Here is a 25546-nt window from a genome sequence, read left to right on the forward strand (position 1 = left end):
TTTTACCCGGTAGAGCGCGGCTGCGCTACTGCTTTACGCGTAACCGCAGGGCTTCAGAACAGCAGTGCCGACATCGAACGACGGTAGCGACCGACCAGCGCGGCATCGTCGATCACCCGGAAGGCGTCGATCAGCAGCTTGCGCGGCAGCCCCTCGCTGTAGCTGGCGTCCTTCTGCAGCATCAGCAGGAACTGCTCCAGCGCGGCCTCGTCCTGGCCGCCCAGCAGCAGCTGCACGCCGCGCAGGTGGCGGGCCTGCAGGTCGTTGCCATCGGCCGCGATGCGCGCGTCCAGTTGTTCTGCGGCGGGCGCGTCCTGCAGCGCCTTGGCGAAGTCCAGGCGGGCGCGGGCACGCACCGCGCGGTCGTCGGTGGAGAGGTTGGCCGGCAGCGCGTCGATCAGCGTACGCGCTTCGTCGGTGCCGCCGGTCTGCAGCAGGGCCAGCGCCAGTTCAAGCTTCAGCTCCTCCTTGTCCGGCTCGGCGGCGATGCTCGCGCGCAGCACGTCCACCTGCGCCTGCGGGTCCAGCGGGGCGGGCTCGGCGGCCGCTTCGGCCGGGGCTTCGGCCGGCAGCACGCCGTGCTGGGTCAGGAACTCGCGCAGCTGGCCTTCCGGCAGCGCGCCGGGGAAGCCGTCGACGATCTGGCCGCCCTTGACCAGGAATACGGTCGGTACCGAGCGGATCTGGAAAGCGGCGGCGATCTGCTGCTCCTTGTCCACGTCGACCTTGGCCAGCTCGAAGGCGCCGTTGTACTCGTCCGCCAGCTTTTCCAGCATCGGGCCCAGGGTCTTGCAGGGCTCGCACCAGGTGGCCCAGAAATCGACCAGCACCGGGGTCTGCAGGGACTTCTGCAGGACCTGTGCCTCGAAGGTCTCGGTGGTGGCTTCAAAGACGTAGGACAGCTCGCTCATGGTCGGATTCAACGGTAAAGATGTACCCAGTGTATGGTGCCGACCATATTCATAAGCAATGCCCATGATGAAAACACTGCGACGTTTCGATCCGCTGCTGGGCGCCGTGGGCGCGGTCCTGTTCCTGGCCTCGGTGCTGGGCTTCGGCGCGGCCCTGCCGGGCTACCTGCCGCTGGGCCACCCGGTGGCCCTGCTGGGCGCGATGGGGGTGCCGCACGCCGGTGCCTTCGACCTGCTGGGCTTCGTGCTGCCGGGGCTGCTGGCCGCCGCGGTGGCGCTGCGGCTGCTGGCGCGGGTGCCGGTGACCGCCCCGTGGACGCTGCGCGTGGGCGGGCAGATGCTGGTGCTGTCCGGGCTGGCGTTCGCCGCGATGGGCGTGCTGCCGCTGGACGCCAACGATATCGAGAGCCCGGCCAGCCAGTACCACGCCAGCGCGTGGATGGTCTGGGTGCTGGCGTTCGTGCCCGGCGCACTGATGTCCGGTTTCGGTGCACGGCGCCTGCCCGGCTGGGGCCGACTGGTGGCATTGCACCTGGCGGCCGGCCTGGCCGTGCTGGTCGGGGCGTTCGTGCTGCAGGCGCTGATCCCGGCGCCGGTGGCGCAGCGGGTGGCGTTCGTGGCCTGGGCGCTGTGGCTGGCCGCCGCGCTGCCGGTGGCCAGCCGGGTCCACCACCGCTGAGTTGACGGTTCCGGCCGCAATCGACGCGGTAATGCGCGCAGGCATGCCGCCTGCGATCTGGTTGGAAAGGTTAATTCCCTGATTTATCAACGGGATGTCGATCTGGTCCGGTATTGGCCGGGGCGGCGATTGGAGCCGTTTGTCGCACTGCGGTACGCTGTGCCGCTTTGCCGCCGCATCCTTAGTTTTCCATGACCAGCGTCGAACCCAACGTTTACGATCCGCAGCAGGTTGAATCGGCCGCCCAGAGCTTCTGGGACGCCACCCGCGCCTTCGAAGTGACCGAGTCTTCGGACAAGCCGAAGTACTACTGCCTTTCGATGCTGCCGTACCCGTCGGGCGCGCTGCACATGGGCCACGTGCGCAACTACACCATTGGCGACGTGATCAGCCGCTACAAGCGGATGACCGGGCACAACGTGCTGCAGCCGATGGGCTGGGATGCGTTCGGCCTGCCGGCCGAGAACGCGGCGATCAAGAACAAGACGGCGCCGGCCAAGTGGACCTACGCCAACATCGAGCACATGCGCGGCCAGTTCAAGGCCATGGGCTATGCGATCGACTGGTCGCGTGAGTTCGCCACCTGCACGCCCGAGTACTACGTGCACGAGCAGCGCATGTTCACCCGCCTGATGCGCAAGGGCCTGGCGTACCGCCGCAATGCGGTGGTGAACTGGGATCCGCTGGACCAGACCGTGCTGGCCAACGAGCAGGTCATCGACGGCCGTGGCTGGCGCTCCGGCGCGTTGGTGGAAAAGCGCGAGATTCCGCAGTGGTTCCTGCGCATCACCGATTACGCCCAGGAACTGCTGGACGGCCTGGATGAACTGCCGGGCTGGCCGGAGTCGGTCAAGACCATGCAGCGCAACTGGATCGGCCGCTCGGAAGGGCTGGAGATCCAGTTCGACGTGCGCGACGCCGACGGCAGCGCGCTGGACCCGCTGCGCGTGTTCACCACCCGCCCGGACACCGTGATGGGCGTGACCTTCGTGTCGATCGCCGGCGAGCATCCGCTGGCCCTGCATGCCGCGAAGTCGAACCCGGCGCTGGCGGCCCTGCTGGCCGAGATGAAGCAGGGCGGTGTGTCCGAAGCGGAACTGGAGACCCAGGAAAAGCGCGGCATGGACACCGGCCTGCGCGCCGTGCACCCGGTCACCGGCGCCCAGGTGCCGGTGTGGGTGGCCAACTTCGTGCTGATGGGCTACGGCACCGGCGCGGTCATGGCCGTGCCCGGCCACGACCAGCGCGACAATGAATTCGCCAACAAGTACGGCCTGCCGATCCGCCAGGTGATCGCGCTGAAGTCGCCGCGCAAGGACGAGGGCGCCTACGACGCGACCCGCTGGCAGGACTGGTACGGCGACAAGACCCGCGAAACCGAGCTGGTCAACTCCGAAGAATTCGACGGCCTGGACTTCCAGGGCGCCTTCGAGGCACTGGCCGAGCGCTTCGAGCGCAAGGCCCAGGGCCAGCGCCGCGTGAACTACCGCCTGCGCGACTGGGGCGTGAGCCGCCAGCGCTACTGGGGCTGCCCGATCCCGGTGATCTACTGCCCGAAGTGCGGCGCCCTGCCGGTCCCGGAGGAGCAGCTGCCGGTGGTGCTGCCGGAAGACGTGAATTTCGTCGGTACCGGTTCGCCGATCAAGGCCGACCCGGAATGGCGCAAGACCACCTGCCCGGACTGCGGCGGCGCGGCCGAGCGTGAAACCGACACCTTCGACACCTTCATGGAGTCCAGCTGGTACTACGCGCGCTACACCTCGCCCGGTGCCCGCGACGCGGTGGACAAGCGCGGCAACTACTGGCTGCCGGTGGACCAGTACATCGGTGGCATCGAGCACGCGATCCTGCACCTGATGTACTTCCGTTTCTTCCACAAGCTGCTGCGCGATGCGCGCATGGTGGACAGCAACGAACCGGCGCAGAACCTGCTGTGCCAGGGCATGGTGATCGCCGATACCTACTTCCGCCAGAATCCGGACGGCTCCAAGGACTGGATCAACCCGGCCGACGTGGACGTGCAGCGCGACGAGCGCGGCCGCATCACCGGTGCGGTGCTGATCGCCGACGGCCAGCCGGTGGAGATCGGTGGTACCGAGAAGATGTCCAAGTCCAAGAACAACGGCGTGGACCCGCAGGCCATGGTGAGCCGCTACGGCGCCGACACCGTGCGCCTGTTCTCGATGTTCGCCGCCCCGCCGGAGCAGTCGCTCGAGTGGAACGAAGCCGGCGTGGACGGCATGGCGCGCTTCCTGCGTCGCCTGTGGGCGCAGGTGCAGAAGCACGCGGCCGACGGCGCCGCCCCGGCGCTGGACGCCGCTGCGCTGACCGCCGAGCAGAAGGCGCTGCGCCGCAAGACCCATGAAACCATCGGCAAGGTCGGCGACGACTACGGCCGCCGCCACAGCTTCAACACCGCCATTGCCGCGGTGATGGAACTGATGAACGCGCTGGCCAAGTTCGATGACAGCTCCGAGCAGGGCCGTGCGGTCCGCCAGGAAGCGCTGCAGGCCACCGTGCTGCTGCTCAACCCGATCACCCCGCATGCCAGCCATGCGTTGTGGCAGGTGCTGGGCCATGGCGAAACGCTGCTGGAAGACCAGCCGTTCCCGCAGGCCGACGCAGGCGCACTGGTGCGTGATGCAGTGACCCTGGCCGTGCAGGTCAACGGCAAGCTGCGCGGCACCATCGAAGTGGGTGCCGACGTTCCGCGCGAGCAGATCGAAGCGCTGGGCCTGGCCGAGCCAAATGCGGCGAAGTTCCTGGAAGGCCTGACCGTGCGCAAGATCATCATCGTGCCGGGCAAGATCGTGAACATCGTCGCCGCGTAACGCCATGAGGGGCGGGGCAGGGCCCCGCCCTACGTGCTTTGTTCACGCGCAATCGGGCATGGTGTCGTCCGCCCCCTGTTGCCGGCTTCGCCCGGCTCCGCCAGACTGTGAACATGACTCGATTCCTGCTTGCCCTCGTTCTCACCGCAACCCTTGCCGGGTGTGGCTTCCATCTGCGCAACAAGCTGATGCTGCCGGCCGACACCGCTGCGGTGAAGGTGGTCTCCACCGCGCCCTACAGCGAACTGGCCAAGCTGCTGCGCCGCGGACTGATGGCCTCCGGCGCCACCATTGCCGAAGCCGACAGCAAGGCGCCCGCCGCGCAGCTGCAGGTGCTGTCCGAGCGCTGGGGCGACCTGCCCATCGCGATCGACGCACAGGGGCGCGCCCAGGAATACAGCCTGCGCTACGCGGTGATCTTCGTGTTCCGTCGCGAAGATGGCAGCGACCTGGTGCCGCAGCAGGTGATCGAGCTTTCGCGCGACTACGTGTCGCCGCCCAGTGACGCCACCGGTACCACCACCGAGCGCGAGATACTGGCCGACGAACTGCGCCGCGAAATGTCCGCCTCGATCCTGCGTCGCATCGACAGCGTGGTCCGCGCCGAACTGCAGCGTGGCACGTTGACGCCGCCTGCGGCCAAGCCTGCCGAGGTGCCGGCCGCTCCGCCGGCCACGGTCCCGGCGGCGACCAAACCGCCGCAGGGCGGCTGACCGGTCCGCACGGACCGGCCGCACGATGGAACTGCGCCCCGAACAGTTCGCCAGCCAACCGGCCAGCCAACCGCTGGTGCCGGTGTACCTGATTGCCGGGCCGGAAACACTGCGCGTCCTTGAGGCCGCCGACGCGGTGCGTGCCAAGGCCCGCGCCGAAGGCATCACCGAACGCGAAGTGTTCGACGCCGACGGCCGCGATTTCGACTGGAACCAGCTCGACGCCACCTTCAACGCCCCCAGCCTGTTCAGTGCGCGCCGGCTGGTCGAGCTGCGCCTGCCCACCGGCAAGCCGGGCAAGGAGGGCGGGGAAGTGATCAGCCAGTTCTGCGCCAACCCGGCGCCGGACGTGATCCTGCTGATCACCTGCAACGAATGGAGCAAGGCCCACCAGGGCAAGTGGGCCGAGGCGGTCAGCCGCGTCGGCGTGCTGTCGGTGGCCTGGGCGATCAAACCGCACGAACTGCCCGAGTGGATCGAGCGCCGCCTGCGCCAGAAAGGCCTGCGCGCCGACCCGGCCGCCGTGCAGCGGCTGGCCGAGCGGGTGGAAGGCAACCTGCTGGCGGCCGCGCAGGAGATCGACAAGCTGGCGCTGCTGGCCAGCGGCCAGAACCTGGACGTGGACACCATGGAATCGCTGGTGGCCGACGCCGCCCGCTACGACGTGTTCCGGCTGCTGGAAGCCACCTTCTCCGGGCAACCGGCGGCGGTGCTGCGCATGCTCGCCGGCCTGCGCGCCGAAGGCGAGGCGGTGGCCGCGCTGATGCCGATGGTGATCCGCGAAATGCTGGCTACTGCGGCCCTTGCACGCGTGCAGGCACGCGGCGGCAACCTGGCCGCTGAAATGAAGAGCCGCGGCATCTGGGAATCACGCCAGGCGCCGTTCAAGCGCGCGCTGCAACGCCACCCGGAGGCCAAGCGCTGGGAGCGCTTCGTGGCCGAGGCCGGGCTGGTCGACCGCATGGCCAAGGGGCGCGCCGACGGCGACGCCTGGCTGGGCCTGGAGCGGCTGCTGGTGGCGGTGGCCGAAGCACGCGCGGTACGCCTGCTGGCCCGTGCCTGAGCCCGATGGGCCTGCGCATCCATTACGGCGGTACCTTCGACCCGGTCCACCAAGGCCACATGGCCATTGCCCGCGCCGCGCGCGACCAGCTCCAGGTCGCGGTGCGCCTGCTGCCGGCGGCCGACCCGCCGCACCGTCCCGCGCCGGGTGCCAACGCGACCCAGCGTGCGGCGATGCTGGCGCTGGCCATCGACGACGAACCCGGCCTGCTGCTGGACCTGCGCGAGCTGGAGCGGGCGCAGCGCCAGCCGGAGGTGCCGTCGTACACCGTCGATACCCTGCGCGAGCTGCGCGACGAGCTGGGCCCGCGCCAGCCGATCGCCTGGCTGGTGGGCGCCGACAGCCTGCTGGGCCTGACCGGCTGGCATGAATGGGAGGCGCTGTTCGAACTGGCCCATTTCATCGTCGCCGACCGCCCGGGCAGCCCGCTGCAGCAGCAGCTCCCCGCCCCCCTGCAGGACGTCCTGCAGGGGCGCTGGACCGCGAAGGAGGGCGACCTGTTCGGCGCGCCGGCCGGCCGCCTGCTGCACCTGCAGGCGCCGCTGCGCAGCGAATCGGCCACCGAGGTCCGGAAGAGGATCGCCAGCGGCGGCGACTGGCGCGCGCTGCTGCCGGGCAGGGTTGCCGACTACGTTGCCGACCACCGGCTGTACGGACTTGGCGAGTCGTGAACCCGTTCAGGTCGCTGGACCCGTATAATCGCCCCCAAATCTATAGAGTCCCCCTGCTTTGAGCGACCAAGTCCAGCCCCAGACCATCAAGGTCGAACTGCCGAATCCGGCGCCGTCCACCGAACAGCTTCTCCAGTGCGTGCGTAATGCCACCGAAGAACTGAAGGCCAGGGACGTGGTCGAGATCGACGTGATCGGCAAGTCCAGCGTCACCGATTTCATGGTGATCGCCTCGGGCACCTCCAGCCGCCACGTGAAGTCGATTGCCGACGAAGTGATGAAGTTCGCCAAGCAGCTGGGCGTGATGCCGCTGGGCGTGGAAGGCGAGCGCGAAGCCGAGTGGGTGCTGGTGGACCTGGGCGACGTGGTGGTACACGTGATGCTGCCGCGCGTGCGCGAGTTCTATGCGCTGGAGCGCCTGTGGACCGTGGGCGACCAGGCCCCGAGCCTGCTTGACGACGAAGCCGACGAAGCAGACGAAGACGACTACGCCGCGCGCTGAACCCCGCGCACGCAGTAGCGACAACGGCGCCCCGGTGGCGCCGTTGTCATTTCAAGGAGCACGACCATGAAAGCCAGGTTGATCGCCACCGGCGAACGCGCCCCCAGCTGGGTGGCGCAGGGCTTTGCGGAGTACCAGAAGCGGCTGTCGCACTGGCTGCCGTTCGAGCTGGTGGAGATCGAGCCCGGCCTGCGCGGCAAGGGCCGCGACGCACGCCGTGCCACCGATGACGAAGGCAAGCGGGTGATCGCCGCGCTGCCCAAGAACGCCTACGTGGTCGCGCTGGACGTGCCCGGCAAGCAGCTCAGCTCCGAACAGCTGGCGCAGCGCCTGGAGCACTGGCGCGGGCAGGGCCGCGACCTGGCCTTCCTGATCGGCGGTCCGGAAGGGCATTCGGCCGAAGTCTCCGCGCTGGCCGATGAAAAGTGGTCGATCGGGCCGCTGACCCTGCCGCACATGCTGGTGCGCCTGGTGGTGGCCGAGCAGCTGTACCGCGCTGCGGCGATGCTGGCCAACCATCCGTATCACCGCGCGTAAAGAAATTAAGCACGGAAGGGTTACAAGCAGCAAAAAGCCGGTTACAATGCGCACCCCGCCCGAATAGCTCAGCCGGTTAGAGCACTTGACTGTTAATCAGGGGGTCGTTGGTTCGAGTCCAACTTCGGGCGCCAAGTTTTGAGAGCCTCGCAGCGATGCGAGGCTTTTTTTTGTCCGCGCGGAGCGTGCATGAAAAAGCCCGGGCAATGCCCGGGCTTTTCCGTTTCACACCTGCACCGATCAGTTGAAGGTGTACTTCGCGCCGATGGTGAAGTAGCGGCCGATGGCGCCGCTGAAGTGCAGCGGGTTGTAGTTCACGCCACCGTAGGTGGTCGGATCCAGCGGGGCGGTGCGGTCGAACACGTTCTGCACCGAGGCGTTGAGTTCGAACGCGTCGGTGATGTTGTAGCGACCGGACAGGTCGAAGGTGGTGAACGAGGCGATCTTCTCCACCGGCGTGCCGTCCCAGTAGAACGCCAGGTAGTCGCCACCGCGGCGGTCCTTGTTCTCCAGGCTGCTGATGTAGTTGACGACGCCGCTCACGCTCCACGCGTCCTGCTTCCAGGTGGTGCCGAAGTTGATGCGGTCTTCCGGCGTGCCGATGCAGTTGGTCACGTCGCAGTTGCCGTGCGTGCCCACGTAATCGACGGTGCTGTCGCCTTCGGTGCGCTCGAACTTGAGCACGTGGCTCCACTGCAGGTCCATCTCCAGCTGGCCCGGACCGATGTCGAAGGTCTGGCGGATATCGGTGTCGATACCACGGACCCGCGACGAGTTGGCGTTCACGTAGGCGGTGTTGACCGCCAGGATGGTGCCGGTGCCGGGAATGCCGTTGATCAGGTCGGTGTCGCGCAGCACGTCTCCCGCTGCGATGGCATCGGCCGTGCTGCCCTGCGCGATTTCATTGGTGCGCTTGATTTCCCAGGCGTCCACGGTCAGCGAGGTGGTCGAGGTCGGCTGCAGCACGATACCGAACGAGTAGCTCTTGGACTCTTCCGGCTTCAGGTCCGGGTTCGGGCTGGTGATGATCGCCACCGAGCGCGCGCCGCAGTTGGTGGTTACATCGTCCGGCGGGCTGACTGCGCAGCGGACCGGGTCGCGGGCAGTGGAGAAGGCCGCGAGGCCGCCGTCGCCGTTTTCGGCCGGGTTCGGGGCACGGAAGCCTTCCGCATAGGAACCGCGCAGGGCGATCCAGTCGGCCGGGGTCCACTTCACGCCCAGTTTCGGCGTGGCCTTGCCTTCACCGCTTTCGTACTTGTCGTAACGCAGCGCGCCGGACAGTTCCAGCTGTTCCAGCACCGGGGCCGACAGTTCGACGTAACCGGCATACACGTTCTGGGTGCCGTCATAGGCCGAGTAACCCAGGCCGATGATGTCGCCGATGTCGGTGTAGGTCTGCGGGGTCAGGCTGTTGCTGGTCTTGCGCCACTCGGTACCCATGGCCAGGCCGAGCGGGCCGCCCTTGAGGTCCATCAGGCTGCGCGACACGGTGAAGTCGAACATGTCCAGGCTGGACTTCGCGTTGGCCTGGATGTCCGGCGAGATGTAGTCATACAGCGCCTGCGAGTTCTGCCCGGCGTTGTCGCCGATGCGCCACACGCCACCGGCGCAGTTCGGGTCGCCCAGTGCGCACTGCACGGCGCTGTAGCGCAGGAAGCCGGTGCGCTTGTTGACCAGGTTGGTGCCCGAATGCAGGTAGGCGGTGTCGTAGCTCCAGTCGCCCCAGTTGCCCTTGGTGCCGACCAGGAAGCGGGTGAACTCATTGGTGTTGGTGGTCACGCGCGGGCCCACGTCCCAGGCCGAATAGCGCAGGCGCGCGGTCTCGCCGAGGATGTTGTCCGGATGGGCGGCGTTGAGCACCACGGCGCCCGGGCCGCTGCTGGCGTTGACCGGGCCGCCGGGGTAGCCCCAGCTGCCGGACACGCCGGACGGGGTGTTGCTGAATACCGTTTCCTTCTTGGAGTAGCCGATTTCGGTGTAGATCTCGCCGCCTTCGCCATAGGCGAAGCTGGCGCGACCGAACACGTTGACGTACTCCTCCTTCGGACTCAGCGAGCGGAACTGCTGCGCCGGATCCCACAGGCAGCCGTCTTCGGCGATCGATGCGTCGGTCTGGCCCGGAATGGTGGTCAAGCCCTGGCAGCCGGGCAGCGGCACCAGCAGGGCGGGGGTGGTGTTGGTGAACAGCGAGCCGTTGGGGCCGTTGCCGCCGCCGGTGCGGCCGTTGAGGTAGGCGCCGCCCAGGAACTGGGCGTCGGATGCGGCGATGCCCCACTGGCGCAGGTCGCCGGTACCGATCCAGTCGCGGTTCTTGCGGTCACTGATCGCGATGGCGTCGGTCTTGCCCACATCCAGGCTGAAGAACGCGTTCCAGCCGTCTTCGGCGATGTCGCCGGTACCGGCGGTCAGGGTCGCCTTCTTGGCGTCGCCGTCGCTGTCGCCGGACAGGCCGTACGAGCCGCGCAGGATGGCGCCTTCGAAGTCGCTGCGCAGGATGATGTTGACCACGCCGGCGATGGCGTCGGAACCGTAGATGGCGGACGCGCCATCCTTCAGCACTTCCACGCGCTCGACCGCGTCCAGCGGAATGGTGCTGAGGTCGGTGAAGACCTTCTGGCCGTCATCGGCCAGGCCATAGGTGGCCATGCGGCGGCCGTTCAACAGCACCAGCGTGGAACCGGCGCCCAGGCCGCGCAGCGAGATGCCCGCGCCGCCGCCGGCAAAGCCGTTGCCGAAGGTCTTGGGGATGGAGCCGGCGCCGTCGGAGGTCAGCGTCTGCAGGTATTCGGCCACGGTGGTCTTGCCGCTGCGGTCGATTTCCTGGCGCGTTACCACCTGCACCGGAGAGGGGGTTTCGGTATTGGTACGGGGAATGTTGGAACCGGTGACGGTGATGCGGTCCAGGTTGGTGGCACCCTGGTCCTGGGCCATGGCCGAGGAGGAGGCGAAGGCACCGGCCAGCAGCAGCACGCTGCCGGTAAGTACGGAGGAAACAGAGTGCGCCAGCGGGTTGCGGCGGCCACGGTAGGGCCGTTGGATCGGGTGTTTCACAGTTTCTCTCCTGACTGGAAAACCAATTAATAAGTTGTTGGCGCGCCCGTCTTTGCGGGGCGTCGGCGACAATCTAGGTTTCCGGCAGGTGACGAAGTCGTGAAAATTTGCTTAATTCGTGTCAAAAGTGACGGCCGTCAAAATGTGGGGGGAAATCCATTGATATTCCCCCCGCAATAGCCTATTCGGGCAGCGAGAAACTCACCGGCACCAGCCCGGTGGCCGGCACTGCCTGGCCGTCGACCTGCGCCGGCACGAAGCGCCAGTGGCGCAGCACCTGCTGGCGTGCGGCGTTGTCCAGCACTCGCGAGCCGCTGCTGCGCTCGATCCCCACGCTGGCCGGCCGGCCCTCGGCATCGACCTGGACCCGCAGCACTACCGTGCCCTGTTCGCCGGCGCGGATCGCGGCGATCGGGTAGCTCGGCGGCGGGGCCGAGCGGTACTGCAGCTGCACGCCTTCGCCTGACGAGGCCGGGGCGGGTTCCACCGGGGCCAGGGTCGGGGCCTGGATGTCACTGGCCGGCAGCGGGGGCACGGCCAGCACGTCGTCGGCCGTGGCGGTCGGCGGCGGCAGCGGAGCGACGCGTGGGGTGGTCGTGGGTGCGCGGACCGGCACCGGTTCGGTAGGCGGCAGCGGCGGCGGCGGTTCGGGCTGGGCGACCGGTGGCACGATCATGTTGATCACCATGCGGTCGCGCGGGAGGGGCGCGGCCACATAAGCGGCGGGGATCAGCAGGAGCATCAGCGCCAGTAGATGCAGGGCCAGCGCGGTGCTCCAGCCGAGCACGCGCGAGACGTCGATATGAAGCGGGACCACCGGGGGATGCGTACGGACCATGCGCCACTCTCCTTGCCAGATGTGCGTGCGGGAACATCAACGTACGGGCGCGGCCGACGGGGTTGCGGACTGCGGAAGACGGGGCCGCGCAATGACAGGATTACCGGAGCCGGGCGCGGGCTGGAAGTCAGGGGCGATGTGGGTGTTTGGCCGCCGGTCATAAACAGAAGACGGCGCCCGAAGGCGCCGTCTCGTTGTCCAGCGGTGCACCGCTCTGGTCTTACCTGCCCAGGTCGAACACCACGTCCAGGTTTACCGACACCGTCGACTCGCCAGGCGACACCGGCGTGGAGATGTCCGCCGCCATCGGCGCGGCCGCGGCGCGCATCATCACCGGGCGGAAGTTGCCACCGCCACTTTCAGAGATGCTGACGATCCGGCGCACGCGCAGGCCCAGCGATTTCGCATACGTTTCGGCGCGGGCCTGGGCCTTCTTCAGCGCGGCCAGGCGGGCTTCGTCGTAGACCGGTTCGGGCTGGTCGATCTCGAACTGCGGGCCGTTGATCTGGTTGGCGCCCTGTGCGGCCAGTGCGTCGAGCACCTTGCCCAGTCTGGCGATGTCGCGCACCTTCAGGCTGACCGTGTTGCTGGCCTGGTAGCCGGTGATCTTCGGCGCCTCGTTCTCGGCATAGCGATACTGCGGGCTGAGGTTGACCCCGCTGGTCTGCACGTCGCGCTCGGCGATGCCGGCGGCCTTGATCGCGGCCAGCACCTTCACCATCTGCTCGGCGTTCTGGCGCATGGCGGTGTTGCCGTCGGTGGCCTGGGTGACCACCCCGGCCGACAGCGTGGCCACGTCGGGCACGCGGCGCGCCTCGGCGTTGGCCGAAATGTTGAGCAGGGTGCCGTCGGCCGGCACGGCGATGGCGGGTTGGGACTGGGCGTGGGCGGTCATCGAGGTTCCCAGGGCAAGCGAGAGGGCGAGCAGCAGCGGGGACAGGGCGTGGCGACGCATGTGGATCTCCTTGTGAAGGCGTTGAGGTTGGTGTCGGAGCGATGAACGTCTGGTGAGAAACGGCGGGGTTGGACGCAATTGGTTGTGGTTGCTCGCGATTCAGACAGGGCGCGCAGGTTATGCTTCCGCGATGCTTTATCTTGCCTCCCGTTCCCCCCGACGAACCGATCTGCTGGCGCGCCTGGACCGACCGTTCCGCGCGCTGGACCTGGACGTGCCCGAAGTACGGGCCGCCGGCGAAACCGCCCAGGACTATGTGCGGCGCGTGGCCGTGGACAAGGCCCGTGCCGGCCTGGCCCTGGTCGCCGATGACCCGCACGCGTGCGTGCTGGGCGCCGATACCGAAGTGGTGCTGGACGGGGAGGTGTTCGGCAAACCGGTCGATACCGCCGACGCCGCCGCAATGCTGCGCCGTCTGTCCGGCCGCACCCACCAGGTGATGACCGTGGTGGCGCTGGTCGCCGCCGGAATCGAGCAGGTGGTGGAGGTGGTCTCGGAGGTCAGCTTCATCGCGCTGGACGACGCGGCCATTGCCGCCTATGTCGCCACTGGCGAACCGATGGGCAAGGCCGGTGCCTACGCCATCCAGGGCGGCGCAGAACGTTACATCCGCCACCTGGCGGGCAGCTATTCGGGCGTGATGGGCTTGCCCCTGCAGCAGACCGAACAGCTGCTGCAGGCATTCGAATCGAAGGGAGTCGCCCATGTCTGAGGAAATCCTGGTCAACGTCACCCCGCGCGAAACCCGGGTGGCGGTCATTGAAAACGGCATGCTGCAGGAGCTGCACATCGAACGCGGCTGGCGCCGCGGGGTGGTCGGCAACATCTACAAGGGCAAGGTGCAGCGGGTGATGCCGGGCATGCAGGCCGCGTTCGTCGAGGTCGGGCTGGAACGCGCCGCCTTCCTGCACGCCAACGATGTGGTGCGCCCGGCCCCGGTGGCCAGTGCCGACACCGAAGGCACCACCCTGCCGCCACCGTCCTCGGTACCGATCGTGGAGCTGCTGCGCGACGGCCAGGACATCGTGGTGCAGGTGGTGAAGGATCCGATCGGCACCAAGGGTGCCCGGCTCACCACCCAGATCAGCATTCCCTCGCGCTACATGGTGCTGCTGCCGCAGTCCAAGGTGGTGGGGGTGTCGGCGCGGATCGAGGACGAGGCCGAGCGCGCGCGCCTGAAGACGCTGGTGACCGAACTCTCGGCCCAGCACGGCGGCTACGGCTACATCGTGCGCACCAATGCCGAGGGTCAGCCGGCCGAGGCCATCGCCGAGGACATTGCCTACCTGTCGCGGGTCTGGAACGTGGTCGAGCGCCGTGGCCGCGAGGCCGCCCCGTGCAGCGTGATCTACGAGGACCTGAGCCTGCCGCTGCGCTCGGTGCGCGACCTGATCCGCAAGGACGTGGACAAGGTCAAGGTGGACTCGAAGGAAACCTTCACCCAGCTGCAGGCGTTCGTGGCCAAGTACATGCCGGTGCTGGCCGAGAAGCTGGAGCTGTACAGCGGCGACCGCCCGATCTTCGACATGTTCGGGGTCGAGGATGAAATCGGCCGCGCGCTGGACAAGCAGGTGCCGCTGAAGTCCGGTGGCTACCTGGTGATCGACCAGACCGAGGCGATGACCACCATCGACGTCAACACCGGGTCGTTCCTGGGCCAGCGCAATCTGGAAGAGACGGTGTTCCGCACCAACCTGGAAGCGGCCCAGTCGGTGGCGCGCCAGCTGCGGCTGCGCAACCTGGGCGGGATCATCATCATCGACTTCATCGACATGGACGATGCCGAACACCGCCGCCAGGTGCTGCGCACGCTGGAAAAGGCGCTGGCCCGCGACCATGCCAAGACCACGGTCTATGAGTTCTCGCCGCTGGGGCTGGTCGAGATGACCCGCAAGCGCACCGTGGAAAGCCTGGAGCGGCAGCTGTCCGAGCCGTGCCCGGAATGCAGCGGGCGCGGCTCGATCAAGACCGCCGAGACGGTCACCTACGAGATCTTCCGCGAGATCACCCGCGCGGTGCGCCAGTTCGACGCAGCGCGGCTGCTGGTGATCGCTTCGTCCAAGGTGGTGGCCCGGATCACCGACGAGGAATCGGCGGCGGTGGCCGAGCTGGAGGAATTCCTGGGCAAGTCGATCCGCTTCCAGGCCGATGAGCAGTACCTGCAGGAGCAGTTCGATGTCGTCCTGCTCTGAGTACCGATGAGCGCGCCGCTGCGCCTGCGACTGCGAAGGATTCGCCGCCATGCTGCCTATGCCATGGCGATCGTATTGGTATGCGTGGCCCTGCTGGTGGGCACCATCAGCCAGCTGCTGCCGCTGGCCGAGCGCCACCCGGACAAGGTGGCCGGCTGGCTGAGCGCGCGCGCCGGGCAGCCGGTGGCGTTCGATCAACTGCAGACCCGCTGGACCCGGCGTGGTCCGTTGCTGGCGCTCAAGGGCCTGCGCATCGGCGCGGGCGAGGGCCTGCGCATTGGCGAGGCCGAGGTGCTGGTGTCGCTGTATTCCGGGCTGCTGCCCGGTCATTCGCTGACCGAGCTGCGCCTGCGCGGGCTGGCGCTGGTGCTGCAGCGGGCCGAGGACGGCCGCTGGTCGGTGCAGGGCCTGCCGCAGCCCAAGGCCGGCGGCGATCCGCTGGAAACGCTGCGCCGCCTGGGCGAGCTGCAGGTCATCGGCGGCCGCCTGCGGGTGGATGCGCCGTCGCTGAAGGTGCAGGCCGAGCTGCCGCGGATCGACCTGCGCCTGCGCGTGAACGGCGAGCGCGTCTCGGTCGGCGCCCGTGCCTGGGCCGACGTGCAGGCCGCGCCGCTCACCGCCGTGCTCGACTTCAACCGTGCCAAGGGCGACGGCCAGGCCTGGCTCGCCGCCGACCCGGCCGACTTCCGCGCCTGGTCCGCGCTGCTGAGCTTCGGCGGGGCGTCGCTGCAGCAGGGCACCGGCACCTTCAACACCTGGGTGGACCTGCGCGACCACCGCGTGGTGATGCTCACCACCGACGCCGACCTGCAGGGCGTGCAGCTGCACGGGGCGACCCTGGCAGACGGCGAGCGCCCCACCTTGCAGCTGGACGCGCTGCAACTGCGTGCGCGCTGGCGCTGGGTGCAGGGCGGCTGGCGGGCCGACGCGCCGCGCCTGCGGATCGGCCTGGACGGGCGCACCGAACAGCTCGATGGCCTGTTGATCGCCGGCGGCCAGCACCTGGCGCTGGCCGGCGACAACATCGACGCCACCGCACTGCTGCGCGGGTTGGCGCTGACCGACCGGATCGATCCGGGCCTGCGTGCCTGGCTGCATGACGCCGCACCGCAGGTGCGGATGCGCCGCGTGCGGGTGGCCGGCGAGCGCGACGGTGCACTGCAGTTCGAAGGCGACCTCGAGGACATCCAGTTCGCTGCGGCCGGCCACGCGCCGGGCCTGAGCGGGGTGGGCGGGCACTTCAACGGCGACGCCAACGGGTTCCGGCTGGACCTGCAACCGTCGCGGGTGATGCAGTTCGACTGGCCCACCGGCTTCGGCGTGCGCCACGACGTGCGCCTGGCCGGCAGCATGGTCGGCTGGCGCGATGAAGGCGGCGGCTGGCGGATCGGCACCCCGGCGCTGCGCGTGCAGGGTACCGACTACGCCGCCGACGTGCGCGGCACGGTGTGGTTCCAGGGCAATGGCACCCGCCCGTGGCTGCAGCTGGCGGCCAAGCTGGACGACGTGCCGATGACGGCGGCCAAGCGCTTCTGGATCCATTCCAAGATGAGCAAGGGCGCCACCGACTGGCTGGACGCGGCGCTGGTGGGCGGTTATGTGCGCGGCGGCATCGGCCTGGTCACCGGCGACCTGGAAGACTGGCCGTTCGACAGGAACAACGGCCGCTTCGAGACCAGCGGGCATATCGACAACGGCAACATCCGCTTCCAGCACGACTGGCCGACCATGGACAAGGTGGATGGCGATATCGCCTTCATCGGCCCGGGGTTTGAAATGCACGGTCGCGGCGACCTGGCCGGGGTGGTGGTGGACCACTTCGATGCAGGTATCGCAGATTTCGGCCCATCCGCGTTGACGGTGAAGGCGACCACCCGCAGCGACGCCGGCGCGCTGCTGGCGATGCTCAAGCAGAGCCCGCTGCATGCCACCTATGCGGATTCGCTGGACAACCTGAGCGCCAAGGGCCCCGCAGCGGTCACCTTCGACCTGCTGCAGCCGCTGCACCACGACCAGGGCCCCGGCCACCTGCAGGGCACGGTCGAGCTGGACGGCGCCACGCTGTCGGACAAGCGTTTCGACCTGACCTTCGATGCGATGCGGGGCCTGGCAAAGTACAGCCGGGACGGTTTCGGTGCCGAGGCGCTGGCCGTGCGCCATCTGGGCCAGGACGGCCAGTTGAGCCTGCGTGCCGGTGGCTATGTGCGCGACCCGCAGCAGGCGTTCGAAGCCGAGCTCGGCGCCGCGCTGGACGCCGGCCTGCTGCTCGACCGGGCGCCGGAACTGGGCTGGCTCAAACCGTACATCCAGGGCACGTCGCGATGGACGATCGGGGTCACCCTTCCCAAGGTCGCGGCGGGCAGCAAGCTGCAACCGCCGACGATGCTGCGCCTGGATTCGGAGTTGGTCGGCACCCGCCTGGACCTGCCGGCGCCGCTGGACAAACCCGCTGACACCCCGTTGGCCACCTCGGTCACCGCGCAGCTGCCGATGGGCGCCGGGCGGGTGGACGTGGCGTTCGGCCAGCGCCTGGCGCTGGCGGCGCGCACGCACAACAACCAGACCGGCGTGCAGGTCACGCTGGGCAGCGACACCGTCGACCGCGAACCGCCGACCAGCGGGCTGGTGGTCAACGGCCAGAGTGGCTCGCTGGATGCGCTCGACTGGATCGCGCTGGCGCGCTCGCCGGGAGGTACCCCCGATGCCGACCCGATGCCATTGCGCCAGGTCGACGTGCAGGTCGGGCAGCTGCTGCTGGCCGGCGGCATGTTCCCGCAGACGCGCCTGCAGCTGCGGCCCTCGAACAGCGGGATCGACGTGCGCCTGGATGGCCCGTCGCTGGCGGGCGACCTGAGCGTGCCCAGTGCCGACGGCGCGCCGATTGTCGGCACGCTCGACCGCGTGCACTGGCAGTCGCCGCCGTCGCCGGTGAAGGCGCCGGGCGACGGCGCGCCGATCCTCCTGCCGGCCGACGCCACCTTGCCCGCGCGCGTGCAGGCCAGCGCCAACGACACCAACCCGGCGAAGATTCCGCCGCTGTCGCTGGACGTGGCCGACCTGCAGTTCGGCAAGGCGCGGCTGGGCCAGGCGGTGCTGCGCACGCGCCCGTTCGGCAACGGCCTGAGCGTGGACAAACTGCAGTTCCGCGCGCCGAAGCAAGCGATCGACATCCAGGGCCGCTGGCTCGGGATGGGCCCCGCGGCCAGCACCCATGTCGAGGTCAAGGTGGACAGTGACGACCTGGGTGGCCTGATGCAGAACCTGGACTACGGCGGCCAGCTGCGCGCCGGCCAGGGCCAGATCACCCTCGAGGCCGGCTGGCAGGGCGGTCCGTCGGACTTCCAGCTGGGCGCGCTGCAGGGCCGGATGGAGGTGCACGCGCGCAATGGCCAGCTGCTCGAACTGGAGCCCGGCGCAGGTCGCGTGCTCGGCCTGCTCAGCGTGGCCCAGCTGCCGCGCCGGCTGATGTTCGACTTCCGCGACTTCTTCTCCAAGGGCTTTGCCTTCAACCAGATCGGCGGCACGCTGGCGTTCGCCGACGGCATGGCCACCACCGACAAGGTGCTGATCGAAGGCCCGGCCGCCAACATCAGCATCCGCGGGCGCACCGACCTGCGCCGCCAGCAGTTCGACCAGACCATCGACGTCAATCCGCGCGCAGGAAACCTGCTCACCGTGGTCGGCGCGGTCGCCGGCGGCCCGGTCGGCGCGGCGGTAGGCGCAGCAGCCAATGCGGTGCTGTCCAAGCCGCTGGGTGAGATCGGCGCCAAGACCTATCGGGTGACCGGCCCGTGGGCCGAGCCCAAGGTCGACGTGATCGACCGTGACGATGCGCCGAAGCCGGCCGCACCCGCGCCGGTGGCACGTTGACCCCCTTTTTCCCGCGCCCGGGTTGCACTCCCGCCCTGCGCCCATAGATCAAGACCATGACTGACAACGCACTCACCCTTGCCCAAGACCGCCTGCTGCTGCCTGCCGGGCTCGACGCCGGTGGCCTGGAACGCACCTTCGGCACCCTGCTGGGGCCGGGCATCGATTTCGGCGACCTGTACTTCCAGCACGCCCGCCGCGAGAGCTGGAGCGTAGAAGACGGCATCGTCAAGGACGGCGCCCACTCCATCGAGCAGGGCGTGGGCGTGCGCGCGATTGCCGGCGAGAAGACCGGCTTCTCCTATTCCGATGACATCCACGGCGACGCCCTGCTGGCCGCCGCACAGTCGGCGCGCGCGATCTCGCGCGACGGCGGTGCGCAGCCGGCCCGCGCCCTGGTGCGCGGCAACGGCCGCGCGCTGTACCCGGCGCTGGACCCCATCGACGGGATCGGCAATGAAGCCAAGGTCGAGGTGCTCAAGCGGCTGGACCGCTACCTGCGCGCGGCCGACCCGCGCGTGCAGCAGGTGATGGTGAGCCTGTCCGGCGGCGTCGACACGGTGCTGATCGCGCGCAGCGACGGCGTGCTGGCCGGCGACATCCGCCCGCTGGTACGCCTGAACGTGCAGGTGATCGTGGAACAGCACGGCCGCCGCGAATCCGGCTATGCCGGCGGCGGTGGCCGTTACAGCTACGAGGAACTGTTCGGCGACGGGCGCCCGGAAGCCTTCGCGCGCGAAGCGCTGCGCCAGGCGCTGGTCAACCTGGAGGCGATCCCGGCCCCGGCCGGGGTGATGACCGTGGTGCTCGGCCCGGGCTGGCCGGGCGTGCTGCTGCATGAAGCGGTCGGGCATGGCCTGGAAGGCGACTTCAACCGCAAGGGCACCAGCGTGTACGCCGGCCGCATCGGCGAGCGCGTGGCCGCCAAGGGCGTGACCATCGTCGACGACGGCACCCTGGACGGCCGCCGCGGCTCGCTCAACATCGACGACGAAGGCCACCCGACCCAGTGCACCACGCTGATCGAGGACGGCATCCTGGTCGGCTACATGCAGGACTCGCTCAACGCGCGGCTGATGGGCGTGGCCCCGACCGGCAATGGTCGCCGCGAGTCGTTCGCGCACATGACCATGCCGCGCATGACCAACACCTACATGCGTGCCGGCCAGCACGACCCGGAAGAGATGATCCGCTCGGTCAAGCGTGGCCTGTATGCGGTGAACTTCGGTGGCGGCCAGGTCGACATCACCAGCGGCAAGTACGTGTTCTCGGCCACCGAGGCCTACCTGATCGAAGACGGCAAGGTCACCGCGCCGGTGAAGGGCGCCACCCTGATCGGCAACGGTCCGGAAACCATGCAGAAGGTGCGCATGATCGGCAACGACCTGGCGCTGGACGAAGGCGTGGGCGTGTGCGGCAAGGACGGCCAGAGCGTGCCGGTGGGCGTGGGCCAGCCGTCGCTGTTGATCGACGGCATCACCGTGGGCGGCACCCAGGCCTGATCGCCGGATGCCGTCCCGCCTGCCCGGTTCAGTCGTTGCTGTCGCCGTCGAGGTCGTCGGCGTCAGCGTCGCTGTCGGACGCGACCGCGTCCAGGCCCAGTGCAGCCGGCACGAACAGCGCGCGCAGCACCTGGTAGAGCTCGCGGAAGGCGCGCGGCGGCTTGTTCTTCGCCCGCTCAGCCTGTGCGTTGCGCACCAGCGTGCGCAGCTGCTGGCGGTCGGCCTGCGGGTATTCCTCCAGCAGCGTCGACAGCGCCTTGTCGCCGTCCTTGAGCAGGCGCTCGCGCCAGTCTTCGGCGCGGTGCAGGGCGGCCACTTCGCGGCGCGAGGTTTCGCTGTTCACATCCAGCGCGTCGCGGATCGCGTCCAGCGTGGCTTCGTCTTCGCGCCGCATGTGCTTGGCCAGGAACGCCAGCTGGCGCTTGTGGGCGATATGCGCGGTGATCCGCTTGGCTTCGGCGATGTGCGGCAGCAGGTCTTCCGGGACCGGCACGCGGGCCAGCTGGGCCGGGGTCAGCGACACCAGCTTCTCGCCCAGGGCCAGCACGTCCAGCGCGTCGCGCCGGTTCTGGCTGCGGCTGATATCAAGGAATTCACCGGTTTCTTCGTCGCGTCCGCGCATCGTCTTCTTTCCACATCCAGAACTGTGCCCGGCGTTGCGCCCGGCACTCACCCGTACAGGATAAAGCATTGAACGTGATCTCCCCTGAAGCCGCCGCCGCCGACGACAGCCTGCAGCGGCTGGAACAGCTGGCCGACATCTCCCAGCAGCTGCTGGAGCGGGCCCGGGCGCTGGGTGCCAGCCAGGCCGAAGTGAGCTGCAGCGAAGAGCGCGGGCTGGACGTGAACGTGCGCCTGGGCGAGGTCGAAACGGTGGAATCCACCCGCGACCGAGGCATTGCCGTAACCGTGTACTTCGGCCAGCGCAAGGGCAGTGCCAGCACCGCCGACCTGCAGCCGGCCAGCCTGGAGGCCACCGTGGCCCAGGCCTGCGCGATTGCCCGCCACACCGAGGACGACGAGGCCGCCGGCCTGGCCGACCCGGCGCTGATGGCCCGGGAGTTCCCTGACCTGGACAGCTGGCATCCCTGGGCCCTGCAGGCCGACCAGGCCGTGGACCTGGCGCTGGCCTGTGAAACGGCCGGGCGTGGCGCCGACCCGCGCATCAGCAATTCCGACGGCGCCTCGGCGGCCACCGCCACCAGCCTGTCGGTGTACGCGAACTCGCACGGGTTCATCGGCCGCGACCGCAGCAGCCACCATTCGGTCGGCTGCGCGCTGATCGCCGGGCAGGGCGACGGCATGCAGCGCGACGGGTGGTACAGCAGCGCGCTGGCCCGTGAGGACCTGGAAGACGCCGCCGCGATCGGCCGCCGCGCCGCCGAGCGCACCGTGGCCCGCCTGCAGCCGCGCTCGATGGCCACCGCGCAGATGCCGGTACTGTATTCGCCCGAAGTAGCGCGCTCGCTGATCGGCCACCTGCTCGGCGCGGTCTCCGGCGGGGCGCTGTACCGCCGCGCCAGCTTCCTGCTCGACAGCGTGGGCACGCAGCTGTTCCCGGACTGGTTCGCGGTGGACGAGCGGCCGCTGCTGCGCCGCGGACTGCGCTCGACGGCGTTCGACGGCGACGGCGTGGCCACCCGCGATTCGTCGCTGATCGAAGACGGGGTGCTGCAGCGTTACGTGCTGGGCAGCTATTCAGCGCGCAAGCTGGGCCTGGTCACCACCGGTAATGCCGGTGGCGTGCACAACCTGCTGGTACGCGCCAATGCCGGCGACCTGGCCTCGATGGCGCGCCAGATGGGCAACGGCCTGCTGGTGACCGAGCTGATGGGGCAGGGCGTGAACGGCGTGACCGGCGACTACTCGCGCGGCGCCGGCGGTTTCCGGGTGGAGAATGGCGAAATCCAGTATCCGGTGGACGGCATCACCATCGCCGGCAACCTCAAGGACATGTTCGCCGCGATCGAAGCGGTGGGCAGCGACGTCGACCGCCGTTCGCACGTGCAGGTCGGCTCGATCCTGGTCGGGCGAATGACGGTAGCCGGTAACGATTGACGGCATCGATTGACGTATCCTGTGCTGGCTGACGCGGCAGGCGGGGAGCCTGCCACGCACCACCCACACACTGGATAAGGAGTTTCACGTGAGCGAATTCGACAACGTCACCGCCCCGCCGCCGCCGCCGACCAGCGTCGGCCCGGTCCCCAGCGACCAGCGCACCATGGCACTGGCCGCACACCTGCTCGGCATCTTCACCTGGTTCATCGGCCCGCTCATCATCTGGCTGATCAGCAAGGACGACAGCAGCAAGGGCTTTGTCACCGACCAGGCCAAGGAAGCGCTGAACTTCCAGATCACCATCACCCTGGCGATGATCATCTGCTTCATCCTGATGATCATCATCATCGGCGGCCTGCTGGCCCCGCTGGTCGGCATCCTCAACATCGTGTTCTGCATCATCGCCGCAGTGAAGGCCAACAACGGCGAAGCCTACCGCTACCCGTTCACCCTGCGCCTGGTGAAGTAAGCCAGCAGCAGTGATGAAACGAAAACGCCCGGAATTTCCGGGCGTTTTTTTATGCATGACGTGAACCGCACGGGCGTTCTCCCGCATGACGTAAACCCGCCGTAGTGCCGGCCGCTGGCCGGATCCGCATGATGTCGGCCGAATGAGGAGCCGGCCGGCGGCCGGCACTACGTCAGTGATTACGTTCGACTGCCAGTCTGCCGAGAGCTCGCAATGCATCGGCGCGCTCGTCGTACACGGCAAGGCTCTCGCGCATGCGCTGGCTGAGCGCCGCCAGTTCCGCCTTCGCCCCGTCCATCCCCAACAACGCCGGGAACGTGGATTTCGCCTGCGCCTGGTCCTTGCCGGCGGTCTTGCCGAGCTGTTCCGAGCTGGCTTCCACGTCCAGGATGTCATCGCGCACCTGGAACGCCAGGCCCAGTGCGTCGGCGAACGCGTCCAGCTGCCGCAGATCGGCCTCTGGGGCTTCACCACACAACGCACCCATGCGCACTGCTGCGCGGATCAGCGCACCGGTCTTCAACGCATGCATGCGCTGCAGGTCGGCCAGCGGCTGCGCGTGGCCGGTGGCGTCGATGTCCAACGCCTGGCCACCGCACATGCCGGCCGCGCCCGACGCGTGGCTCAACGCCTGCAGGCAGTGCACGCGCAGCAGCGCCTGCAGCGGCGCGTCGGCCAATAGGCCAAACGCGCGCGTCTGCAATGCATCGCCGGCCAGGATCGCCGTGGCTTCATCGAAGGCGATGTGCGTGGTTGGCCGGCCGCGACGCATCGCGTCGTCGTCCATCGCCGGCAGGTCATCGTGCACCAGCGAATAGGCGTGGATCAGCTCCACCGCCATCGCCGGCGCATCCAGCGCGGCTTCGTCGGCACCGAAGATCTGCCCGCTGGCATACACCAGCAGCGGCCGCATGCGCTTGCCGCCGCCCAGCACCGAATAGCGCATTGCCTGGTGCAGGCGTTGTGGGGCGAGGTCGGGGGCGGGCAGGCTGGCGTCGAGCTGGCTTTCGATGCGGTCGCGCCAACGCGCGAACGTGGACTCAACCGTCATGGCTGGGCGGGTCGAACGGCTCGGCGGTTTCCGGGCGGGCCGGGTCGCTGAGCAGGCGCACGCGCAGCTCGGCCTGTTCCAGCGCCTGCTGGCACTGGCGGTACAGCCCGACCCCGCGCTCGTAGGCGCTGAGCGACTGTTCCAGGCTCATTTCGCCGGTTTCCATCTTCTCGACCAGCTGCTCCAGTTCTTCCAGCGAATGCTCGAAGTGGGCGACCGGGGAGGCGTCAGTGGGGGATTTCTTGGCCATGCGGCAAGTGTGATGCGCCAGCCCCGGGGGGTCAATTCACGCCGTGCCCGGTGTCCAGCGCAACTGCGCGTTGTGTTCATCCAGCCACTGCTGCAGCGGTGCGCCGATCACCCGGTCGCCGGCCGCCAGCAGGGTCTCGCCCGCGTACAGCAGCGGCAGCTGGCGGCGCTGCCAGGGCGGCAGGCCGCTTCGCTGCAGCAGGTCCTTCAGTGCATGCGAATGGCTGCGGCCCGGCAGCTGGATGCGCTCGCCGCCCCGGCGCGCGCTGACCTGTACCGGCTCGGCCAATCGCGCGCTGCCCAGCAGTTCCAGTTCGCCCCCGTCGGGCAGTGCCAGCGGGGTGCTGCCCTCCCAGTGCACGCTCCAGTCCAGCGGCAGCGCCAACGCCATCGGCAACAGGTACAGGTGGCCCCGCCAACGACGAATGCGAACGCCCTGCCACGCAAACTGCGCGTCGGCGTCATGCGCGGCAGGTAGCAGCTCGCGTTCGATCGCCTGCACTCCCGCCGCCGGCAGCGGCGGTTGACCGGCGCTGCGCACCCAGTGCCGCAGGAGTCGCGCACGCCGCTCGCGCGGTTGCCGTTGCAGGCGCGCGCAGTCGAGCACGCCGGGTGAGACCATGCAGCGACGCAGCGTATCGTGGTCTGACGCGTCGAGCAGGCGTTGCGCCTGCGCGCTGAGTTCGGCGCTGCGCGCGAACGCCGCATCGGCCTGCGGCCAGCGCTGCTGCAGCAACGGCAGCACGTGCAGGCGCAGGAAATTGCGGTCGGCCGCGTCGCTGGCGTTGCTGGGGTCTTCGATCCAGCGCAGCGCGTGCGCCAGCGCATGCGCGTGCAGGTCGCTGCGCGGGTGCTGCAGCAGCGGCCGCCAGATCGAACCGGCCGCAAACGGCGCATGCGCGCGGATCGCGGCCAGCCCGTCCACGCCGGAGCCGCGCAGGGCGCGCAGCAGGAAGGTCTCGGCCTGGTCGTCACGGTGGTGGGCCAGGGCCAGGTGTTCGCCCTCGCGCAGCACGCGGGCGAAGGCCGCGCGGCGGACATGGCGGGCGGCGGCTTCCAGGCCCTCGCCGCTGTCGCGGGGTACGTCCACGCGCACCACCTGCAGGGGGATGGACCATGCCGCGCAGACCGCCTCGCAGTGGGCCGCCCAGCGGTCGGCCTCGGCCTGCAGCCCGTGGTGCACGTGCACCGCGTGCAGCCCGGCCGCCCGCTGCGCGGGCGACTGGGCCAGCCAGTGCAGCAGCACGGTGGAGTCCAGGCCCCCGCTGAAGCCGACCAGCACCGGCGCGGGCAGGGCGGGGGCGGGGGGCAGGGGGCTGGTCGGGGCGATTGGGTCAGGCACGTCTGGAGTATCGGCTTTGACGCATATGGCCGCCATCGGAATTGTTGCGGTCGTGGCTG

The 25546-nt window shown here is 69.0% G+C and carries 20 protein-coding genes, 1 tRNA gene and 1 pseudogene; 14 read left to right on the forward strand and 8 right to left on the reverse strand.

Annotated features, from left to right (window positions below):
- Nucleotides 1-53: 53 nt before the first annotated feature.
- Nucleotides 54-911, reverse strand: a complete 858-nt coding sequence (gene trxA, locus C2U58_RS02870; RefSeq protein ID WP_102944466.1) for a thioredoxin — start codon at nucleotides 909-911, stop codon at nucleotides 54-56.
- A gap of 58 nt (nucleotides 912-969) precedes the next feature.
- On the opposite strand from trxA, the gene C2U58_RS02875 reads away from it, so the two are divergent.
- The 8 genes and pseudogenes from C2U58_RS02875 to C2U58_RS02910 all read left to right on the forward strand — a co-directional run bounded on the left by C2U58_RS02875 (nucleotide 970) and on the right by C2U58_RS02910 (nucleotide 8041).
- Entirely contained in the window at nucleotides 970-1590 is a 621-nt protein-coding gene (locus C2U58_RS02875) for a DUF998 domain-containing protein (protein WP_102944467.1), read from the forward strand.
- A 191-nt stretch (nucleotides 1591-1781) separates the two neighbouring features.
- Nucleotides 1782-4421 carry a leucine--tRNA ligase gene (gene leuS, locus C2U58_RS02880; protein ID WP_102944468.1) on the forward strand — a complete coding sequence of 880 codons (2640 nt, stop codon included), beginning with the start codon at nucleotides 1782-1784 and terminating at the stop codon, nucleotides 4419-4421.
- Nucleotides 4422-4534: 113 nt separating this feature from the next.
- Nucleotides 4535-5041, forward strand: a pseudogene (lptE, locus tag C2U58_RS02885) (LPS assembly lipoprotein LptE); the annotation flags it as partial.
- A 118-nt stretch (nucleotides 5042-5159) separates the two neighbouring features.
- On the forward strand, nucleotides 5160-6197 hold the full coding sequence (gene holA, locus C2U58_RS02890; RefSeq protein ID WP_102944470.1) for a DNA polymerase III subunit delta: 1038 nt from the start codon (nucleotides 5160-5162) through the stop codon (nucleotides 6195-6197).
- A 5-nt stretch (nucleotides 6198-6202) separates the two neighbouring features.
- The gene (gene nadD, locus C2U58_RS02895; protein ID WP_102944471.1) at nucleotides 6203-6868 is read left to right on the forward strand and encodes a nicotinate-nucleotide adenylyltransferase; all 666 of its coding nucleotides are present in this window, start codon (nucleotides 6203-6205) and stop codon (nucleotides 6866-6868) included.
- 58 nt (nucleotides 6869-6926) lie between these two features.
- Nucleotides 6927-7370: a ribosome silencing factor gene (gene rsfS / locus C2U58_RS02900; protein WP_102944472.1), complete on the forward strand. Its 444-nt coding sequence runs from the start codon at nucleotides 6927-6929 to the stop codon at nucleotides 7368-7370.
- 66 nt (nucleotides 7371-7436) lie between these two features.
- Complete coding sequence (rlmH, locus tag C2U58_RS02905) at nucleotides 7437-7907, forward strand: 23S rRNA (pseudouridine(1915)-N(3))-methyltransferase RlmH (RefSeq protein ID WP_102944473.1); 471 nt, start codon at nucleotides 7437-7439, stop codon at nucleotides 7905-7907.
- A 57-nt stretch (nucleotides 7908-7964) separates the two neighbouring features.
- Nucleotides 7965-8041: transfer RNA gene (locus C2U58_RS02910), tRNA-Asn, on the forward strand.
- 106 nt (nucleotides 8042-8147) lie between these two features.
- Here C2U58_RS02910 and C2U58_RS02915 read toward each other — a convergent pair.
- The 3 genes from C2U58_RS02915 to C2U58_RS02925 form a co-directional block, all read right to left on the reverse strand.
- On the reverse strand, nucleotides 8148-10958 hold the full coding sequence (locus tag C2U58_RS02915) for a TonB-dependent receptor (RefSeq protein ID WP_102944474.1): 2811 nt from the start codon (nucleotides 10956-10958) through the stop codon (nucleotides 8148-8150).
- Between the two features lie 181 nt (nucleotides 10959-11139).
- Nucleotides 11140-11796, reverse strand: coding sequence for an energy transducer TonB (locus C2U58_RS02920; protein WP_102944475.1), 657 nt, complete (start codon nucleotides 11794-11796; stop codon nucleotides 11140-11142).
- Nucleotides 11797-12016: 220 nt separating this feature from the next.
- Nucleotides 12017-12751, reverse strand: coding sequence for an SIMPL domain-containing protein (locus C2U58_RS02925; RefSeq protein ID WP_102944476.1), 735 nt, complete (start codon nucleotides 12749-12751; stop codon nucleotides 12017-12019).
- 130 nt (nucleotides 12752-12881) lie between these two features.
- Here C2U58_RS02925 and C2U58_RS02930 point away from each other — a divergent pair, with 130 nt between their 5' ends.
- Genes C2U58_RS02930 through tldD form a run of 4 tightly spaced genes read left to right on the forward strand, consistent with a single transcriptional unit; the run spans nucleotide 12882 to nucleotide 20315 of the window.
- Nucleotides 12882-13463 (forward strand): Maf-like protein, encoded by a 582-nt coding sequence (locus tag C2U58_RS02930; RefSeq protein ID WP_102944477.1) that lies wholly within the window; start codon nucleotides 12882-12884, stop codon nucleotides 13461-13463.
- Nucleotides 13456-14943 (forward strand): ribonuclease G, encoded by a 1488-nt coding sequence (gene rng, locus C2U58_RS02935; protein ID WP_070208402.1) that lies wholly within the window; start codon nucleotides 13456-13458, stop codon nucleotides 14941-14943. The genes C2U58_RS02930 and rng overlap by 8 nt, the downstream gene beginning before the upstream one ends.
- A gap of 6 nt (nucleotides 14944-14949) precedes the next feature.
- Nucleotides 14950-18813, forward strand: coding sequence for a YhdP family protein (locus C2U58_RS02940; protein ID WP_102944478.1), 3864 nt, complete (start codon nucleotides 14950-14952; stop codon nucleotides 18811-18813).
- 56 nt (nucleotides 18814-18869) lie between these two features.
- On the forward strand, nucleotides 18870-20315 hold the full coding sequence (tldD, locus tag C2U58_RS02945) for a metalloprotease TldD (RefSeq protein WP_102944479.1): 1446 nt from the start codon (nucleotides 18870-18872) through the stop codon (nucleotides 20313-20315).
- A 28-nt stretch (nucleotides 20316-20343) separates the two neighbouring features.
- Here the strand turns inward: tldD and yjgA are convergent, their stop codons facing one another.
- A complete protein-coding gene (gene yjgA, locus C2U58_RS02950) occupies nucleotides 20344-20937 on the reverse strand; it encodes a ribosome biogenesis factor YjgA (RefSeq protein WP_102944480.1) in 594 nt (197 codons plus the stop codon).
- 68 nt (nucleotides 20938-21005) lie between these two features.
- Between yjgA and pmbA the strand changes: the two genes are divergently transcribed.
- Complete coding sequence (pmbA, locus tag C2U58_RS02955; RefSeq protein WP_102944481.1) at nucleotides 21006-22373, forward strand: metalloprotease PmbA; 1368 nt, start codon at nucleotides 21006-21008, stop codon at nucleotides 22371-22373.
- Nucleotides 22374-22461: 88 nt separating this feature from the next.
- Nucleotides 22462-22845 carry a DUF4870 domain-containing protein gene (locus tag C2U58_RS02960; protein WP_102944482.1) on the forward strand — a complete coding sequence of 128 codons (384 nt, stop codon included), beginning with the start codon at nucleotides 22462-22464 and terminating at the stop codon, nucleotides 22843-22845.
- 172 nt (nucleotides 22846-23017) lie between these two features.
- Here C2U58_RS02960 and C2U58_RS02965 read toward each other — a convergent pair whose 3' ends face one another.
- Genes C2U58_RS02965 through tilS form a run of 3 tightly spaced genes read right to left on the reverse strand, consistent with a single transcriptional unit; the run spans nucleotide 23018 to nucleotide 25475 of the window.
- Nucleotides 23018-23896, reverse strand: coding sequence for a farnesyl diphosphate synthase (locus tag C2U58_RS02965; RefSeq protein WP_102944483.1), 879 nt, complete (start codon nucleotides 23894-23896; stop codon nucleotides 23018-23020).
- The gene (locus C2U58_RS02970; RefSeq protein WP_102944484.1) at nucleotides 23886-24146 is read right to left on the reverse strand and encodes an exodeoxyribonuclease VII small subunit; all 261 of its coding nucleotides are present in this window, start codon (nucleotides 24144-24146) and stop codon (nucleotides 23886-23888) included. Before C2U58_RS02970 ends, C2U58_RS02965 begins: the two co-directional genes overlap by 11 nt.
- Nucleotides 24147-24182: 36 nt before the next feature.
- Complete coding sequence (gene tilS, locus C2U58_RS02975) at nucleotides 24183-25475, reverse strand: tRNA lysidine(34) synthetase TilS (protein WP_253256662.1); 1293 nt, start codon at nucleotides 25473-25475, stop codon at nucleotides 24183-24185.
- Nucleotides 25476-25546 lie beyond the last annotated feature (71 nt).

This window comes from Stenotrophomonas sp. VV52, assembly GCF_002893095.1.
In the GTDB taxonomy this organism is placed as follows: Bacteria; Pseudomonadota; Gammaproteobacteria; order Xanthomonadales; family Xanthomonadaceae; genus Stenotrophomonas; species Stenotrophomonas aracearum.

What these genes read in the sequence shown, in the direction of transcription:
- trxA (WP_102944466.1), bottom strand. Translation starts at nt 911, where the DNA reads ATGAGCGAGCTGTCCTACGTCTTTGAAGCCACCACCGAGACCTTCGAG.
- C2U58_RS02875 (WP_102944467.1), top strand. Translation starts at nt 970, where the DNA reads ATGCCCATGATGAAAACACTGCGACGTTTCGATCCGCTGCTGGGCGCC.
- leuS (WP_102944468.1), top strand. Translation starts at nt 1,782, where the DNA reads ATGACCAGCGTCGAACCCAACGTTTACGATCCGCAGCAGGTTGAATCG.
- holA (WP_102944470.1), top strand. Translation starts at nt 5,160, where the DNA reads ATGGAACTGCGCCCCGAACAGTTCGCCAGCCAACCGGCCAGCCAACCG.
- nadD (WP_102944471.1), top strand. Translation starts at nt 6,203, where the DNA reads ATGGGCCTGCGCATCCATTACGGCGGTACCTTCGACCCGGTCCACCAA.
- rlmH (WP_102944473.1), top strand. Translation starts at nt 7,437, where the DNA reads ATGAAAGCCAGGTTGATCGCCACCGGCGAACGCGCCCCCAGCTGGGTG.
- C2U58_RS02920 (WP_102944475.1), bottom strand. Translation starts at nt 11,796, where the DNA reads ATGGTCCGTACGCATCCCCCGGTGGTCCCGCTTCATATCGACGTCTCG.
- C2U58_RS02925 (WP_102944476.1), bottom strand. Translation starts at nt 12,751, where the DNA reads ATGCGTCGCCACGCCCTGTCCCCGCTGCTGCTCGCCCTCTCGCTTGCC.
- C2U58_RS02930 (WP_102944477.1), top strand. Translation starts at nt 12,882, where the DNA reads ATGCTTTATCTTGCCTCCCGTTCCCCCCGACGAACCGATCTGCTGGCG.
- rng (WP_070208402.1), top strand. Translation starts at nt 13,456, where the DNA reads ATGTCTGAGGAAATCCTGGTCAACGTCACCCCGCGCGAAACCCGGGTG.
- C2U58_RS02940 (WP_102944478.1), top strand. Translation starts at nt 14,950, where the DNA reads ATGAGCGCGCCGCTGCGCCTGCGACTGCGAAGGATTCGCCGCCATGCT.
- tldD (WP_102944479.1), top strand. Translation starts at nt 18,870, where the DNA reads ATGACTGACAACGCACTCACCCTTGCCCAAGACCGCCTGCTGCTGCCT.
- yjgA (WP_102944480.1), bottom strand. Translation starts at nt 20,937, where the DNA reads ATGCGCGGACGCGACGAAGAAACCGGTGAATTCCTTGATATCAGCCGC.
- C2U58_RS02965 (WP_102944483.1), bottom strand. Translation starts at nt 23,896, where the DNA reads ATGACGGTTGAGTCCACGTTCGCGCGTTGGCGCGACCGCATCGAAAGC.
- C2U58_RS02970 (WP_102944484.1), bottom strand. Translation starts at nt 24,146, where the DNA reads ATGGCCAAGAAATCCCCCACTGACGCCTCCCCGGTCGCCCACTTCGAG.